This is a genomic window from Priestia sp. YIM B13489 (assembly GCF_042787645.1).
Classification (GTDB): Bacteria; Bacillota; Bacilli; order Bacillales; family Bacillaceae_H; genus Priestia; species Priestia megaterium.
The window spans coordinates 3907661-3922176 of record NZ_JBHZOQ010000053.1; the positions used below are offsets into that span (position 1 = coordinate 3907661).

The 14516-nt window shown below is 37.6% G+C and carries 16 protein-coding genes; 6 read left to right on the plus strand and 10 right to left on the minus strand.

All coding sequences use genetic code 11. From position 1 onward, the window contains the following. Position 1 precedes the first annotated feature (1 nt). From ACFX4W_RS26015 to ACFX4W_RS26040, 6 genes are all read right to left on the minus strand, one after another. Positions 2-1366, minus strand: coding sequence for an aspartate aminotransferase family protein (locus tag ACFX4W_RS26015; protein WP_016765332.1), 1365 nt, complete (start codon positions 1364-1366; stop codon positions 2-4). Positions 1367-1628: 262 nt separating this feature from the next. Beyond that, positions 1629-2321, minus strand: coding sequence for a copper homeostasis protein CutC (locus ACFX4W_RS26020; RefSeq protein ID WP_043976593.1), 693 nt, complete (start codon positions 2319-2321; stop codon positions 1629-1631). Between the two features lie 251 nt (positions 2322-2572). Next, entirely contained in the window at positions 2573-2776 is a 204-nt protein-coding gene (locus ACFX4W_RS26025; RefSeq protein WP_377560274.1) for a hypothetical protein, read from the minus strand. A 23-nt stretch (positions 2777-2799) separates the two neighbouring features. Continuing rightward, the gene (locus ACFX4W_RS26030; RefSeq protein WP_377560275.1) at positions 2800-3873 is read right to left on the minus strand and encodes a branched-chain amino acid aminotransferase; all 1074 of its coding nucleotides are present in this window, start codon (positions 3871-3873) and stop codon (positions 2800-2802) included. A gap of 219 nt (positions 3874-4092) precedes the next feature. Then, on the minus strand, positions 4093-4578 hold the full coding sequence (locus ACFX4W_RS26035) for a hypothetical protein (protein WP_013057211.1): 486 nt from the start codon (positions 4576-4578) through the stop codon (positions 4093-4095). A gap of 20 nt (positions 4579-4598) precedes the next feature. Further along, positions 4599-5186, minus strand: a complete 588-nt coding sequence (locus tag ACFX4W_RS26040) for a lysophospholipid acyltransferase family protein (RefSeq protein ID WP_280559685.1) — start codon at positions 5184-5186, stop codon at positions 4599-4601. A 269-nt stretch (positions 5187-5455) separates the two neighbouring features. On the opposite strand from ACFX4W_RS26040, the gene ACFX4W_RS26045 reads away from it, so the two are divergent. The 3 genes from ACFX4W_RS26045 to uraH are packed head-to-tail and all read left to right on the plus strand — an operon-like array spanning position 5456 to position 7671. Continuing rightward, positions 5456-6778, plus strand: coding sequence for a nucleobase:cation symporter-2 family protein (locus ACFX4W_RS26045; RefSeq protein WP_280559687.1), 1323 nt, complete (start codon positions 5456-5458; stop codon positions 6776-6778). Positions 6779-6790: 12 nt separating this feature from the next. Then, positions 6791-7318, plus strand: coding sequence for a 2-oxo-4-hydroxy-4-carboxy-5-ureidoimidazoline decarboxylase (gene uraD, locus ACFX4W_RS26050; protein WP_043982791.1), 528 nt, complete (start codon positions 6791-6793; stop codon positions 7316-7318). Continuing rightward, the gene (gene uraH / locus ACFX4W_RS26055; protein WP_237074953.1) at positions 7315-7671 is read left to right on the plus strand and encodes a hydroxyisourate hydrolase; all 357 of its coding nucleotides are present in this window, start codon (positions 7315-7317) and stop codon (positions 7669-7671) included. Before uraD ends, uraH begins: the two co-directional genes overlap by 4 nt. Before the next feature lie 35 nt (positions 7672-7706). On the opposite strand, the gene ACFX4W_RS26060 is transcribed toward uraH, so the two are convergent. Then, complete coding sequence (locus ACFX4W_RS26060; RefSeq protein ID WP_013083340.1) at positions 7707-8207, minus strand: GNAT family N-acetyltransferase; 501 nt, start codon at positions 8205-8207, stop codon at positions 7707-7709. Between the two features lie 415 nt (positions 8208-8622). Here ACFX4W_RS26060 and ACFX4W_RS26065 point away from each other — a divergent pair, with 415 nt between their 5' ends. The 3 genes from ACFX4W_RS26065 (at position 8623) to ACFX4W_RS26075 (ending at position 11989) form a co-directional block, all read left to right on the plus strand. Beyond that, positions 8623-9117, plus strand: a complete 495-nt coding sequence (locus tag ACFX4W_RS26065; RefSeq protein WP_165575089.1) for a hypothetical protein — start codon at positions 8623-8625, stop codon at positions 9115-9117. A gap of 496 nt (positions 9118-9613) precedes the next feature. Further along, on the plus strand, positions 9614-10552 hold the full coding sequence (locus tag ACFX4W_RS26070) for a PD-(D/E)XK nuclease family protein (protein WP_241771414.1): 939 nt from the start codon (positions 9614-9616) through the stop codon (positions 10550-10552). Positions 10553-10708: 156 nt separating this feature from the next. Then, positions 10709-11989, plus strand: coding sequence for an Nramp family divalent metal transporter (locus ACFX4W_RS26075; protein WP_043982798.1), 1281 nt, complete (start codon positions 10709-10711; stop codon positions 11987-11989). A 93-nt stretch (positions 11990-12082) separates the two neighbouring features. On the opposite strand, the gene ACFX4W_RS26080 is transcribed toward ACFX4W_RS26075, so the two are convergent. The 3 genes from ACFX4W_RS26080 to ACFX4W_RS26090 form a co-directional block, all read right to left on the minus strand. Beyond that, the gene (locus ACFX4W_RS26080) at positions 12083-12340 is read right to left on the minus strand and encodes a hypothetical protein (protein ID WP_237074954.1); all 258 of its coding nucleotides are present in this window, start codon (positions 12338-12340) and stop codon (positions 12083-12085) included. A 508-nt stretch (positions 12341-12848) separates the two neighbouring features. Continuing rightward, positions 12849-13472, minus strand: coding sequence for a hypothetical protein (locus ACFX4W_RS26085; protein WP_377560279.1), 624 nt, complete (start codon positions 13470-13472; stop codon positions 12849-12851). Between the two features lie 185 nt (positions 13473-13657). Next, positions 13658-14446, minus strand: coding sequence for an HAD family hydrolase (locus tag ACFX4W_RS26090; RefSeq protein WP_013057222.1), 789 nt, complete (start codon positions 14444-14446; stop codon positions 13658-13660). Positions 14447-14516: the final 70 nt, after the last annotated feature.

Genomic DNA, 14516 nt, shown 5'->3' on the forward strand with positions numbered 1-14516 from the left:
TTTATTTATTCACCCACTTCTCTTCTGCTGCTTTTATCGCTTCTTCAAATCTTGTTAACACTTCATCGGTTTGTTGTTTCGTTAAAATTAATGGAGGAAGCAGACGAATAACAGCACCATGTCTTCCACCCACTTCTAAAATGACGCCTCTGTCGAAACATTCTTTTTGGATCAGCTTAGCTAACTCACCGTTTGCAGGATGACTGCCGATTTTATTAGCCGGCTTTGTTGCGTCTATGATTTCAATGCCCAGCATCAAACCTCTTCCGCGTACATCACCAATTGAGAATACTTGCTTTTGAATATGCTTTAGCTGACTCTGAATATAAGCTCCTAATTCATGAGCATGTGCAGGTAAGTTTTCTTGTTTTATAAATTGCAGAGTGGCTTGTCCTGTAGCCATCGCAAGCTGATTTCCTCTAAAGGTGCCGATATGTGCACCCGCTTCCCATTGATCCAGCTTTTTATCATATAGAACGACTGATAAAGGAAGGCTGCCTCCAATTGCTTTAGATAGCACTAATACATCCGGTTGAATATCAGCGTGCTCAAATGCATACAGCTTTCCTGTTCGTCCAATTCCAGTTTGAACTTCATCGACAATAAGCGGAATGTTTCGTTCTTTTGTGATTCTGCGAAGCTCTTTTAACCATGGAATCGGCGCCGGAACAGAGCCTCCTTCTCCTTGTACAATTTCTACTACAACACCCGCCGGAGTAACAATTCCGCTTTCAGGGTCATCCAGCATATTTTCAATGTACGTACTAATGTACGTGTGACCTTCAGCACCTACGCCAAACGGGCAGCGATATTCATATGGATAAGGTAGAAAATGGGTATCGGGCACTAGCGCATGAATATGCTTTTTGGGACTCGTTGTACCGCTGATGCTTAACGTTCCGTGCGTGGAGCCGTGATATCCCCCTTGAAAAGATAAAATCGTTCGGTTACCTGTTGCTGTTTTTACAAGCTTCAAAGCCGCTTCAATTGCGTCTCCTCCAGTTGGACCGCAAAACTGTATTTTCGCTTTGTTTGCAAATTGTTCTGGCAAACTAGCAAATACTTCATCGATAAAAGCTTCTTTCACAGGCGTTGTTAAATCTAATGTATGTAAAGGAATAGATTTTGCTAAAACGTCTTGTATTGCTTCATGGACTACGTAATGGTTATGACCCAGAGCAAGCGTGCCGGCTCCTGCTAAACAATCAATATATTCTTTTCCATCCATATCCGTGATTACGGCGCCTTTTGCTTGTTTAATTGCAATAGGAAGGCGTCTAGGATAAGACCGTGCATTGGATTCACGTTCATTTTGCATAGCAAGCAGCATTTCGTTTGATGTAAGTTGTTTCGTTGACGTTGACATATCATATCCTCCTGTTTATTCAATTGATAATGATTTTCATTAACAATTACAACAATAAATGATAATGATTATCACTGTCAATGATTATTCTGAAAATATGAAATTATTCCTATTTCACTCTAAAGTCGAAAAAACACAGCATTTCTCTTATGTATCAAGGATTCACAGGGTTTTATGATGTTTTCCATTTAGGGAAAACTATGTAATAAGTCCCTTTCTATTTCCAAATAAAAAAGTGCTACAATTTCTTGTAGCACTTCTGTTACTTTTGTTTATTCATCGTTTCTTTTGCAGCTTTTACACTCCTTGGGTCAAGCGGTTTCGTATATTGACAATTCACTCGAACCCCTGAACCAATACGAATTTCTTTTACGGGAGTAACGGATAAGAACGCTTGAAGATTTTCAGGTTTCAGCCCTTTTGTCCCGATTAAAATAATATCTTTATCTTTCATTCTTCTTAACAGTTTTTTAATATGAGGAATACCGTTTAGCGCACTTTTATCCGCTCCCGAAGTCATGACACGCTGAATTTGCTTATAGCTTAAAAGCGTTTCAAGCGCCTTTTCTTGATCACTGATTTCATCAAATGCTAAGTGGAACGTTACATTCATTTCTCCTGCCGCATCGAGCAGTCGCTTTAAAGCTTGCTCATCAATAATTTTGTCTTCTGTTAAACAGCCTATTTCAATTCCATCAATGCCAATTTCTCTTGCATATTTAATATCTTCAATCATTGTTTGCAAATCGTCTTCATCATATTGAAAAGATTGATTATGTGGACGAATCATCACAAATATTGGGATATGTATCGTTTCTTTCACTTTTTTCATCAAACCGTAGCTTGGGGTTAAGCCGCCTTCACCGATTCCAGTTACAAGGCTTATACGATCGGCACCATGTTCCTGGGCAACTTTAGCATCATGTAAGGTTGCAGCTGTGACTTCTAATATCATTCTAAAAACACCCTTTCCCCTTTAATATAGAGCTTTTGCCTTCTTTTCCCTGTATTTATACTTAAAAAACTCTACCAAACTCTCTTATGTAAGAAAACACCCAAAAGATGTGATTAATATTTTCAAAAAATTGAATGTCATGGAAAAAGAGTAAGAACTATTCTTTTTCTCATGACGTTTCAATTAATAAAATTCTATATTTATACTAAAGATTCAAAAATACATCCCTTTTATCTAGGGTAAAGGGTTTATTAAAAAGAACGTGGATTTGTTTGTTGCATGAACATCCAATCATTTAAAGAATGAGGCTGCTGATGCCCAACGGGTGCTGAGAAATCGCGGCATCCGCAATCGTGCATCGGCATTTGGCCCATTCCTCCGTGCATTGGCGGCATTCCACCTTGCATCGGCATTTGACCCATTCCTCCGTGCATTGGCGCCATTCCACCTTGCATCGGCATTTGACCCNTGCCGAAATTTATTCTACTTCTACTGCCCAGCCGAATGGATCTTCCACTGTACCATTTTGAATACCTGTTAGAGTGTCATACAGTTTTTGTGATACTTCTCCTGTGTTTCCATCGTTAATGACCATTTTCTCGTTATTCCAAAATAGTTCGCCAATTGGAGAAATAACTGCAGCTGTACCTGTTCCAAATGCCTCTTCTAGTTTGCCTTCGGAATAAGCTTGCTTAATTTCTTCCATAGAAATACGGCGCTCAGTTACAGGCGTATCCCAGTGTTTTAGCAGCTCAATGATAGATTTACGCGTAATTCCTTCCAAAATGCTTCCGTTCACAGATGGCGTTACTACTTCTCCATCGATTTTGAAGAAAATATTCATGCTTCCTACTTCTTCAATGTATTTGCGTTCAACGCCGTCTAACCACAGTACTTGTGAATAGCCTTTTGAGTCAGAAAGTTGCTGAGCTTTTAAGCTTGAAGCATAGTTTCCGCCTGTTTTAGCTGTTCCTGTCCCTCCGGCTACAGCACGAACAAATTCGCTTTCAACCGCGATTTTTACAGGAGCAATCCCTTCTTTGTAATATGAACCAACTGGAGAAAGAATAATGATAAATTGATAGCGGTCAGATGGTGCTACTCCTAAGTAAGGCTCTGTTGCGATGACAAATGGGCGAATGTATAATGATGTACCTTCAGCAGTAGGAATCCATTCGCGGTCAATTTTAATCAGCTGCTTTAACGCTTCCAGCGCTAAGTCTTCATCAACATGAGGAATACAAAGACGATCGTTTGATTTATTTAAACGTTTGAAGTTCTCATCTGGTCTAAATAATAATACTTGCTCTTTTTTTGTTACATATGCTTTTAGTCCTTCAAAAACAGACTGCCCGTAATGAAAGATCATGGATGCCGGATCTAATGTGATAGGTTGATAAGGTACAATACGAGCATCGTGCCATCCTTGGCCTTCTGTATAATCCATAATGAACATATGGTCCGTGAAGATTTTCCCGAATTGCAATTGATCAGATTGCGGCTTTTCTTTTTTTGTTTGACTTAGTGTTACATCGATTGAATAAGTTGTCATAGTTGTTTCTCCTTGCTCTTTATATTTACGGGTTTTTCGCTTAAACCTCTATATAAGTTACATTGTACAACTTTAGGGAAGCGTGTCACAATAGTTAGAGACGAAAAATTCTAAAAATTTTATAAAAATTATAAAGAAATAGCACCTAATCGAATTAAGTGCTGAATTGAAAAGGTTTTCTTTCTAAAAAAACTATTTCTACATTTTATTTACAACCATTTATAAACCAATTTTCACTCGAAGCTTTTCATCTTGTATTGAAAATTGTTTGATTTTCCCTACTGGAATGACCTTGACTTTATCAATTTCATTGAGATTGATATGAATTTGTTTTTCTTCATACGTAGTAACAGGCGGCTTGTGAAAAATTCGATAGTTGATCCAATTTTGATTAAGAGGTTTCATTTCATGGATTTTGAATAGAAGCGTACGTTCTTTTGCCTCAAGAGGTTCTAGCACAATGGAAAATGGAATTCTCACTAGAAATTTTTTAATAATTCCATTCACGTGAATATAGGAGTCTTGAAATGAAATAGAAAATTGCTGAATTTGATCTTGCTTTGTCATTTGCTTTTGAAAAATTCGCATGAGCATAGAAGCGGATATAGGAACGGTTACCCCGCTTTCAGCCATCTTTTCTTTCATTTTTGCCTGCACATCATCACTAATTACATCGTTTAGCTTTCTCTGTACCCAATCCTTCATGGTGCACCTCCGCTATGAAGTTATCTTGCTGTTTCCTCTAACGCACGAATTGAAGATGTTAAATGGTTTGACACGTCGGCAAGGCGATCTTTTGTCAGTTTATCTTCTCCAAGGTAGATAGGTTTTCCAAAGGAGATAACAATAGGACCCTTCGAAAATAGTTCTTTTACATTGGCAGGTCCTTTGTAAACTGCGGGTACAATAGGAACCTTTGCTATGCTCGCTATAGTGACTGCTCCTTTTTTTAAGGGGACGTCTTCCTCTGTTCGCGTGCCACTAGGGAAAATCCCGACGATATGTCCTTCTTTTGCTAATTTAATAGGTATTTTAATGCTGCTGGGTCCCGGGTTGTTACGATCTACTGGGAATGCGTTGAGTTTTTTTAATACATTACTAGTGAGTATATGATTAAAAAGCTCCTTTTTTGCCATAAAATGAATTTGGTGAGGCAAAACAGCCGCACCAAGCGCTACAACGTCTACCCATCCCTTATGCGAACAAGCAATCACAAAGCCTGTATCCGCTGGCAGATACTCTCTGTTTCTTACGTGAAGCTTCCCTCTCCTTTTTAATAAAAATTTACATGCGTGAGCCGCAAGATTATACATAAACATTTCCTCTTCCCTCTATTGTTTGAAAATATATACAAAATTATATCACTTGATATTAATATCTGGTACTAAAAAATAAATGTAACATCTTTTTACACAATAGCTTACCTGCTTCTCTATATATTGTAAAAAAGTAGATATTAAAACCTCTGTTTTTGGTCAACTTGACTAATGACATCCCTTAAAAAACATTTTACTATTAATGTATCATTATAAATGTAATATTTATTAACATTACATGTGATATAATTAAAGGAGGTTTTTAGGTGAATAACCAAAATCGACCGTTTCGACTAGCTTCATTGGGATTACAGCACGTACTTGCTATGTATGCGGGTGCCATTCTCGTTCCGCTGATGGTGGGACGCGCCTTGAATTTAAATGCCCATGACTTATCCTATCTTGTGGCCATTGATTTACTAACATGCGGACTAGCTACGCTGCTGCAGGCATGGACGAACAGGTGGTTTGGTATTGGTCTTCCTGTTGTACTTGGAAGCTCATTTGTAGCGGTGACTCCTATGATTGCAATTGGAACTCAATATGGAATTAGTGCTGTTTACGGAGCGATTATTGCTGGTGGTATTTTCATCGTACTGGCAGCAAGTTTTTTAGGCAAAATTATTAAATTTTTCCCTCCCGTTGTCACCGGAACGGTTGTGACGATGATTGGTTTATCGCTTGTACCATCCGCTGTCCGAAATATGGCAGGAGGAGTCGGAAGCAAAGATTTTGGTTCTCTTTCTAATCTTCTTCTTTCTTTTGGTGTTCTAGCGCTTATTTTAATTTTAAATCGATTTTTCAGCGGTTTTCTTCGTTCTCTTTCTGTGTTGATTGGAATTGTAGTTGGAACAATAGCCGCTGTATTAATGGGAAAAGTTGATTTTACTAATTTTAATGAAGCTTCTTGGCTGCACATTCCCACTCCTTTTTATTTCGGGATGCCTACTTTTGAAATCGGCCCTATTTTAACAATGATTCTCGTATGCTTGGTCATTATCATTGAGTCTACAGGCGTATTTTTAGCGTTAGGAAAGCTGTGTGATCGAGAATTAACAGAAAAAGATTTTACAAAAGGCTACCGTGCAGAAGGAATCGCCATTGTCCTTGGAGGGCTATTTAATGCTTTCCCTTACAATACATTCGCTCAGAATGTAGGACTGGTTCAATTATCGAAAGTAAAAACAAAAAATGTAGTGGTAATAGCCGGCTTCATTCTCGTATTACTGGGGCTTGTTCCGAAAATAGCTGCTTTTACAACCATTATTCCCACCCCTGTTTTAGGAGGAGCAATGGTCGTGTTGTTTGGTTTAGTTATTTCATCAGGCATCAAAATGCTAAGTGCTGTTGATTTGGCCAAACAAGAAAATTTGCTAATTATTGCGTGCTCTCTTTCACTTGGCCTTGGTGTAACGGTGGTACCTGATTTATTCGCTCAGCTCCCGAGTGCTTTGCGCGTAATTGTAAGTGATGGAGTTATTACGGGAAGTTTGGCTGCCATTTTATTAAATCTCTTTTTTAACGCATCAATTGAACGAAAAGTACCTTCCGTCTCTTTGGAGAAGACAGATTATTCAGAAATAAAATAAAGGTGGTGTAGTATGAATAACGTATCTGTGCAGTATGTAAATCAGCTTAGCAAGAAGCATTTTGTTTCACTAGTTGGTGATATATTTGAACATTCACCTTGGGTTGCAGAAGAGGCGTATCTTAAAGGCCCTTTCTCTTCCGTTGAACAACTTCATGACATGATGAAAGAAATTGTAGCGCAAGCGTCTGTAGAAAAACAGCTGAAGCTGCTGCAAGCTCATCCAAATCTAGGTGAAAATATTGCCATGACATCTGCTTCTACTGAAGAACAAACCAAAGCAGGCTTACAAAACTTAACGCAAGATGAGTATGAACAGTTTTCTTCTCTCAATGGAACGTATATGGAGAAGTTTCCGTTTCCTTTTATTTTGGCAGTACGAGGTAAACAAAAAGAAGATATATACGAGGCAATGCAAAGTCGTTTACTAAATACCGAGCAAACGGAGTTTGATACAGCATTAGAAGAAGTATATAAGATTGCTTTCTTTCGCTTAACTGATAAAATCACTGAAGATAAGGAGACAAAGAAACGAGCATGACTAAAATCACAACGCATATTTTAGATCTTACCCACGGATGTCCGGCTGCTTTTGTCAAAGTTGATTTTTATCATATTCAGTCGGAAAGTAAACGAATAAAAATTTCACACGGTACTACAAATGAAGACGGGAGGTTAGTAACTCCGCTCTTCTCTGCTGAAGAGTTTGAATCAGGAGATTACGAACTTCTGTTTCATATTGGGGAATATTATAAAAAACAAGAAGTTCAAACAACAAATCCCCCCTTTTTAAATCAAGTTTCTGTTCGAGTCGGATTGTCTTCTGAACAAGAACATTATCACGTCCCTTTGCTTGTGTCACCGTGGGGATACCAAATTTATAGAGGAAGTTAAAAAAAGAAACGGCGTTTTTAAACGTCGTTTCTTTTTTAGTTGAGCAATTTAGACATATAGTACTCATCAATGAACAAACCGCCAATTCGCAGTGAATGTTTTTTTGTTCCTTCAATTTCAAATCCTACTTTATCATATAAAGAAAGAGCCTTTTCATGCTGTATAGCGACTGTCAGTTCAAGACGATGAATATGGTGTTCTCTCGCCCATTCTTCAAGTGCACCGATTAAAGCCGTCCCAATCCCTTGATTTTGAAACGTCTTTCGAATACCTAATGTCAAAGAAGCGATGTGAGCGTTTCGGTTAGCTTCGCCCCCTGTTGCAGCTATATATCCCACAAGCATCTCGTTTTCTTCTGCCACAATAATCGTAGAGTTTGGCTGTTGCTTAAAGATTTCGATGTTTTTCTCCTGTTGATCCGTGCTCAGCTTTCGCTCTCCGCTTTCAAACAGCATAAACTTACTTTCTTCTTCAATCTGTTTAAGCAAATCTACAAAGTTTGCAGCATCATGTAATTCTAGTTCTCTAATTTGCATGCTGATCCCCCTTTTTGTGTGTCCCTTTTGTTTGTATATGTATTGGTTCACCATTATAAAATATAGCTTTACAGTTTCTTACGAAAAATACGACTTTTTAAGAAGCGGAAGTAGAACAAAAAACCTACTAATCTCCCTTTTTTTGAAATGCTTTTTTCCTCTGTATAATTTTAAATCACTTATCAACTTCTGTAAATTTTTTAGATTCCCTCTTTAATTTCCAATTACCTTCCTTTTATATGGGTTTGAATTGGATCTAAGGAGACCTTTTGTAGAAAACACATGACTATTATCCTGTTTTTTATGAAGAAAGAAAGCAATAAATGTAATTTTACTTGTAATCGTTTAAAATAGAAAAAGTGGAAATTTTATGTACATATCCTCCTTAATTATTGGTCTGTGAAAGGAAATTATTATGAAAGTACAACCCGCAAAATGTGGTGTATATGTCTTAAGCGGTCTAGGAGCTGTTATAGTGTTCTTCTTACTTTTACTTAAGAACAGCGCTTTCTTTCTAGAGGAAGAATACGATCAAAACAAACCTGAAGCTGCGCTTGCGGTGAACGAACATACCTATCACCTTCACAAAGGTTCTATTAACTGGTCAAACGGCCGTTCAACAACAAAAAAAGAAATAAATGTATATGATTTATATACATACATATCTCAGCAAAAAAGTATCCCATTGAAGCAGCAACAATTGGTTAAGCTCCATTTTTCGAACTTAGACGGTGCTTATATTCGTAGTGTGAGTGTGCATATATGGAGAGATAACGGTGAAAAAACCAAGCTGTTTGTCAAAAATAATGAATTTAAGGTTCCTAAAAATCAAGGTTTGTACGTTGTGGATATTGCGATCAACTCTACAAGAGGAACAATGCAATATGCGGCAAATGTGCAAATACAGTAAGTTTTTATATATTTACGTTTGGTCGAGAAAATCGGATAAGAAAACTCTTGTTGCAAGCAGGAAACGATGTGTGGAATAAAAAAGAAGTATTAAAAACATAGTGAAAGCATTCAAATAACAGCCCTTAACTTTTTCAGAAAATAATCCCACAAAAAAAAGAGAGCGCTATCGCTCTCTTTTTTATAAAATGAAAAAGACGTCCACGCAGGACGTCTTTGATGCGTTTGTGGCGGGGACCGTGTGACCACATTCACACGTTTAGCTCGAAAGCATGCCCTTCGACTTACACAAATTAGCTCATCGCTTTATTAATATAACATCCGCCACAGAAAAAAGCAATCAATTTTTAAATAGTTTTTTCTATTTATACATATTTCGCGAGAATCCACAAAATAATATGCATGCGTAGCTATTCACCCTCTGCATTTTCAGTCTATTTTAACTCATGTACGAATATACTAATAGACCAACCTATGCGCAGTTTTTGAAAAAGGATGTGAATAGCTTGTTTCAAATCACTGATTTCCCTGAATTTTCATGGTCGTACTCCAGACATAAAATGGTCACACAATGCAAACGAAAGTATGCCTATCATTATTATGTCTCACACAACGGATGGCTTGACAGCGCTTCTGCTCAGTCTCAGAGCGCTTATCGTCTAAAAAAAGTTTCCACTTTATCTATGTACGCCGGACAAGCCGTGCGTCAAGTGATTACAGAGGCCATTTCTGACTATACATCTACAAAGCTTGTCCCTAATGAACAGAACTTAACGGAAAAAGCGCAGCAGCTACTAAATAACGCACTGCGTGATTCTACTGACTATGGAGAGCTTTGGTATCATAAGCCTTCTCAGTATAAGATGCTTTTAGAATTCTACGAAAACGGCTATATTTCTAAAAAAGATCTTAAAGACATGCAAAAACGGGTACACATTTGTGTACATCACTTTTTACAAAGTAAATCGTTTTGCGAAATCGTATCTTCACCTTTTTTAGAAGTGGAGCCTCATCAGTCGTTTCGTTCTATAAATGTGTATGATCATAAAGTATATGCGCCTTTTCATTCTCTTTTTAAAAACCCAGTCACAGACGAATTTACGATTGTTGATTGGAAAACAAGTAAACAAACAAAAGATGATTTGTTTCAACTGGCGATATACGCCCTCTACGTGCTAGCCGAATATAATATTTCCGTTGATCAGATAAAAGTCCGAAACGAATACTTGCTTTCAGGCAGTGCGCGTACGTATCAGCTTACTCTTCATGAAATTGAAGCTGTTCTTCAGCAAGTTGATACAAGTATTGATTATATGAAAACTTTTTTGGAAGACTCAGAGGTAAATCAGCCTCTTCCGCTTGAGCATTTCCCTCAAACAGATACGCCTGCCTCCTGTCACGGCTGTGCATTTAAAGAATTGTGCCAAACGGGATAAAAAACAGCTGAAGATGATCTATATTTTTTGCTGAACTTTTTTATTGTCAAAAGAACCTTTGCTAGCATATAATTTGCATTAAGGAAACATTTTATACTTCATATAAAAAAATTAGCTTGGGCTATTTATTGTTCATCAAAGAAAGGAGCACTAGACATGAAAGATCAAAACGGCAGTAAAGCATTATCGGCTATGCAGCTAAGTGCTCAAGACGTATTGTCGGGTAAAACAAAAGGAATTAAGCGATTATTGCCTTTCTTAGGGCCTGCTTTTATCGCAGCGGTTGCTTATATTGACCCAGGTAATTTTGCTACTAACATTGCAGCAGGCTCTCAATACGGATACATGCTGCTTTGGGTTGTATTAATTTCTAACTTAATGGCTGTCTTAATTCAATCGTTATCAGCTAAATTAGGGATTGCAACGGGCTTGAATTTACCCGAGATAGCACAGGAACACTTCCCGTCCTTCGTTTCTTTTGGGCTTTGGATCCAAGGAGAATTGGTCATTATGGCGACGGATTTAGCAGAATTTATTGGGGCTGCTCTTGGAATTTATTTATTATTTCATATTCCTTTGTTCCCAGCTGCACTTATCGCAGCGGTAGGCTCTTTTGCTATTTTAGAGTTACAAAGACGAGGTGTTCGACTGCTAGAAGCAGCGATTGCGGCGATGGTTTTTATTGTGGTATTAGCTTTTGGGACTCAAATGTTTCTTGCGCATCCAGACGGTGCAAGTGTTGTCCACGGCTTATTTGTCCCTCAGTTTCACGGGACAGACAGCGTGCTGTTAGCTTCTGGGATTTTAGGTGCTACAGTTATGCCACACGCAATTTATTTGCACTCAGCTCTTACGCAGCGCCGCGTGGTAGGAACTACAGAATCGGAGAAAAAAGCGATTTTCCGCTTTGAATTTATTGATATTGTGATTGCCATGATTATCGCTGGTGCAATTAATGCAAGCATGCTGATTGTCGCAGCCGCTCTATTCTTTAAAAACGGACTAAACGTGCAAGATTTGGACGTGGCTTTTACACAATTTGAACATTTAATTGGTCCCTTTGCAGCTATTGCTTTCGGAGTTGGATTATTATCTTCAGGACTTTCAAGTTCTTCGGTCGGAACAATGTCTGGAGATGTCATCATGCAAGGATTTATTAAACGCAGAATTCCTTTATATCTTCGCCGGTTCATTACAATTATTCCGCCGCTTTTGATTATTGGGTTTGGCGTAAATCCAACAAGTGCACTAGTTGTCAGTCAAGTTATTTTATCGTTCGGAATTGCATTTGCGCTCGTTCCTCTTATCATGTTTACAAGCAACAAAAAAATCATGGGCGGATTGGTTAATCATAAAGCTACAACGGCTGTAGCTTGGGTGATAGCGGCATTAGTCATTTGTTTAAATATCTTTTTGATTTATCAAACGTTCGCATAGTAAGTAAATCAAACTTTCAAGAAAAAACAAAAAAGAGACCCTAAAAAGTTAGATATAGTCTAACAATCGGGTCTCTTTTTTGTTATTTTTTTATTAAACAATAGTAAAAATGAAATAGACGAGACTTCCAATAATGGCCGACAGTACTAAGCAACCCAGTGGATATAAATAAGAGTAGTTTTTTTTACGGATTGAAAGAATACGATCAACAATAAAAATAAGAATGACGCCCATCATTCCGAATTCAAACATTAACAACCCAAAAATGGCGTGGAATATGAATGACATGATAAAATCAATTTTTTTACTACGGTCTTTTACAAACGCACTGACTAATAAATCAACGATCACCGTGCCTAACGTCCCCATTATTAAAAAGAAGGGTGTAAAAAACAAAAGGTATAAAGGAAATAAATCAACGAAATGCGGACTGGTTTTTTTAATAGAAAAATTGGGAATTGACTCTTTTATACCTGGCATAAAACAAAAAAGTAAAGTAAAAAGAAACGCAGCTATAATAGCGGCTGATAGCTTTCTATTTAAATGCATGTTTATTTTTTTATTACTAAATTCAGTAGTTGTTTTTGTATGTTTATGATTCATATGTCTTTAACGTGATGTACGCACCTTGTCCTTTCTCATAGCTTTTTTATTTATATTTTATGTCTCTATCTTTTGTTACCAGCAGTTACAATGATACACGTTCTTTTTGAACTTGACTACACTAACGCGCTTTATGTCTATTCTCTTTTTCTTTTTGTGTCTATCGTTTGCTCTTTCTATGAGAAACAAGATGGTTTTACAAAAAACGTCTTCTTTTTCTATAAAACAAAAGACAGGCGTTTTTTTCTATATGTAATTAATAATCTTGTTTGGCTTCTTCAAACTTAAACACATCCGCTCGTTCTGATTGCTGTGTAATTAATAGGTTATACGTATGGTTGGACTTTTTTGGAATTTTAAATGCAACATCGAGGTTAAGTGGTTCATCGTCAGATAGTAACGGTGATGAAAAAGCTGTCCGCAGGGTGTGCGGGGTTTCTGTCGATAAATTTCCTCCATCAGACGGTTCGTAGGTTTGATAAGTTGCTGTGTCTTGTAATGTAAACGTTGTGTCGTTTAATACTACAGTCGAATGTTCATTAGGTGTTCGCTGAAACTGAACGGATACGACAATGTACTGGGTGTTTACTTGTTTAGCTCCTTTAACAGGATAAAATTGCGCATCCGTTGTGGACACATAATATTGACCGTGTTTTGATCGTTCTCCAAATGCTAATCGATCATCGGTTTCATCTTCTTGAGCTACCCGACTTACAGGGGCCATCGTTTCATCTGTTGCTGAAATGGTGTCTGCTCCCGTGGCATGTTTAGGTTGAGGGTTTTTGTAAGTGACGTGAGTATCGCCTTGTTTGTCTTCACAAGCGGTGAGACCTGTGAACAAAACAGCCGCTACAAGGCTTCTGGTAACTATTTTCTTCATGTTATTCCTCCAATGACTAGTCTATATACTATGCTACATGGTATTTATCTGGTAATCAAGGATAAGATTGGTACAATGTGAATGAAATCAGTGAGATTTGGAACGGATATAGGACCTGCAAAGACTGCTGTGCTTATTTTATAATAAAAAAGAGACGATTTCCGCCTCTTTTTTGTTTGTTCGTATTATGAATTTAGTTCATCTAAAATTGAATGCAGTTCACTTAAATGGGTAATCTCATAAGTAGGAATGACTTCATTTCGCTCTTTATCGTGACGATTAATCCATACAGATTTCATTCCAACGCGAGAAGAACCCAGTATATCTGTCATTAAATTATCTCCAACCATAATGGCTTCATCTTTCTTTAAATCCATAAGTGATAAAGCATGGTCGAAAATAGATGGATCAGGTTTACCACGGCCAAATGCACCTGAAATCACAATCTCATCAAAATATGGAACTAGTTCTGATGTAATATCCAATTTGGTATTTTGTAAGTCAGGTGAACCGTTTGTTAACAGCAGCAGCTTGTACTTTCCTTTTAATTGATCAAGCACTTCAAACGTTTCTTCGTATACAAACGGTGTTTTGCGGCGCTCTAATGGAAAACGTTCAGCTAGCTCTGCTCCAAAAGCATCATCGTGAATTCCTAGAGCACGAAGGCCTCGAGTCCAAGCTTCTTTGCGATAAGTAGGAACAATATCTTTCATTTTGCGGAATTCATCATGATCGTCTAAAAAATTTCCCCATAATCCTTCAAATGGATTAATGCCAATCATTTGCGTAAACTCATAGGTTTCATACGAAGCATATAATTCTCTTGCTTCCTTACGCACCGCTTCTTCTAGTTCTTCAGGTTTTAAATTATATTTCTCACTTGCATATGTACATGTCGCAACGAATGCTTCTTTTACGCTTTTTTGGTCCCAAAGTAGCGTGTCATCTAAGTCGAAAAATACCGCTTTAATCATGGATGTGTGTACCCCCTACTGTTTTTGAAAAAGTTTAACTATTCTTACACTAGATTACAAGGATACACAC

Bases quoted from the DNA above. Each gene is read 5' to 3' on its own strand.
- ACFX4W_RS26015 (WP_016765332.1), bottom strand. From the start codon at position 1,366: ATGTCAACGTCAACGAAACAACTTACATCAAACGAAATGCTGCTTGCT.
- ACFX4W_RS26020 (WP_043976593.1), bottom strand. From the start codon at position 2,321: ATGATATTAGAAGTCACAGCTGCAACCTTACATGATGCTAAAGTTGCC.
- ACFX4W_RS26025 (WP_377560274.1), bottom strand. From the start codon at position 2,776: ATGCAAGGTGGAATGGCGCCAATGCACGGAGGAATGGGTCAAATGCCG.
- ACFX4W_RS26030 (WP_377560275.1), bottom strand. From the start codon at position 3,873: ATGACAACTTATTCAATCGATGTAACACTAAGTCAAACAAAAAAAGAA.
- ACFX4W_RS26035 (WP_013057211.1), bottom strand. From the start codon at position 4,578: ATGAAGGATTGGGTACAGAGAAAGCTAAACGATGTAATTAGTGATGAT.
- ACFX4W_RS26040 (WP_280559685.1), bottom strand. From the start codon at position 5,186: ATGTATAATCTTGCGGCTCACGCATGTAAATTTTTATTAAAAAGGAGA.
- uraD (WP_043982791.1), top strand. From the start codon at position 6,791: ATGAATAACGTATCTGTGCAGTATGTAAATCAGCTTAGCAAGAAGCAT.
- uraH (WP_237074953.1), top strand. From the start codon at position 7,315: ATGACTAAAATCACAACGCATATTTTAGATCTTACCCACGGATGTCCG.
- ACFX4W_RS26060 (WP_013083340.1), bottom strand. From the start codon at position 8,207: ATGCAAATTAGAGAACTAGAATTACATGATGCTGCAAACTTTGTAGAT.
- ACFX4W_RS26065 (WP_165575089.1), top strand. From the start codon at position 8,623: ATGAAAGTACAACCCGCAAAATGTGGTGTATATGTCTTAAGCGGTCTA.
- ACFX4W_RS26075 (WP_043982798.1), top strand. From the start codon at position 10,709: ATGAAAGATCAAAACGGCAGTAAAGCATTATCGGCTATGCAGCTAAGT.
- ACFX4W_RS26085 (WP_377560279.1), bottom strand. From the start codon at position 13,472: ATGAAGAAAATAGTTACCAGAAGCCTTGTAGCGGCTGTTTTGTTCACA.
- ACFX4W_RS26090 (WP_013057222.1), bottom strand. From the start codon at position 14,446: ATGATTAAAGCGGTATTTTTCGACTTAGATGACACGCTACTTTGGGAC.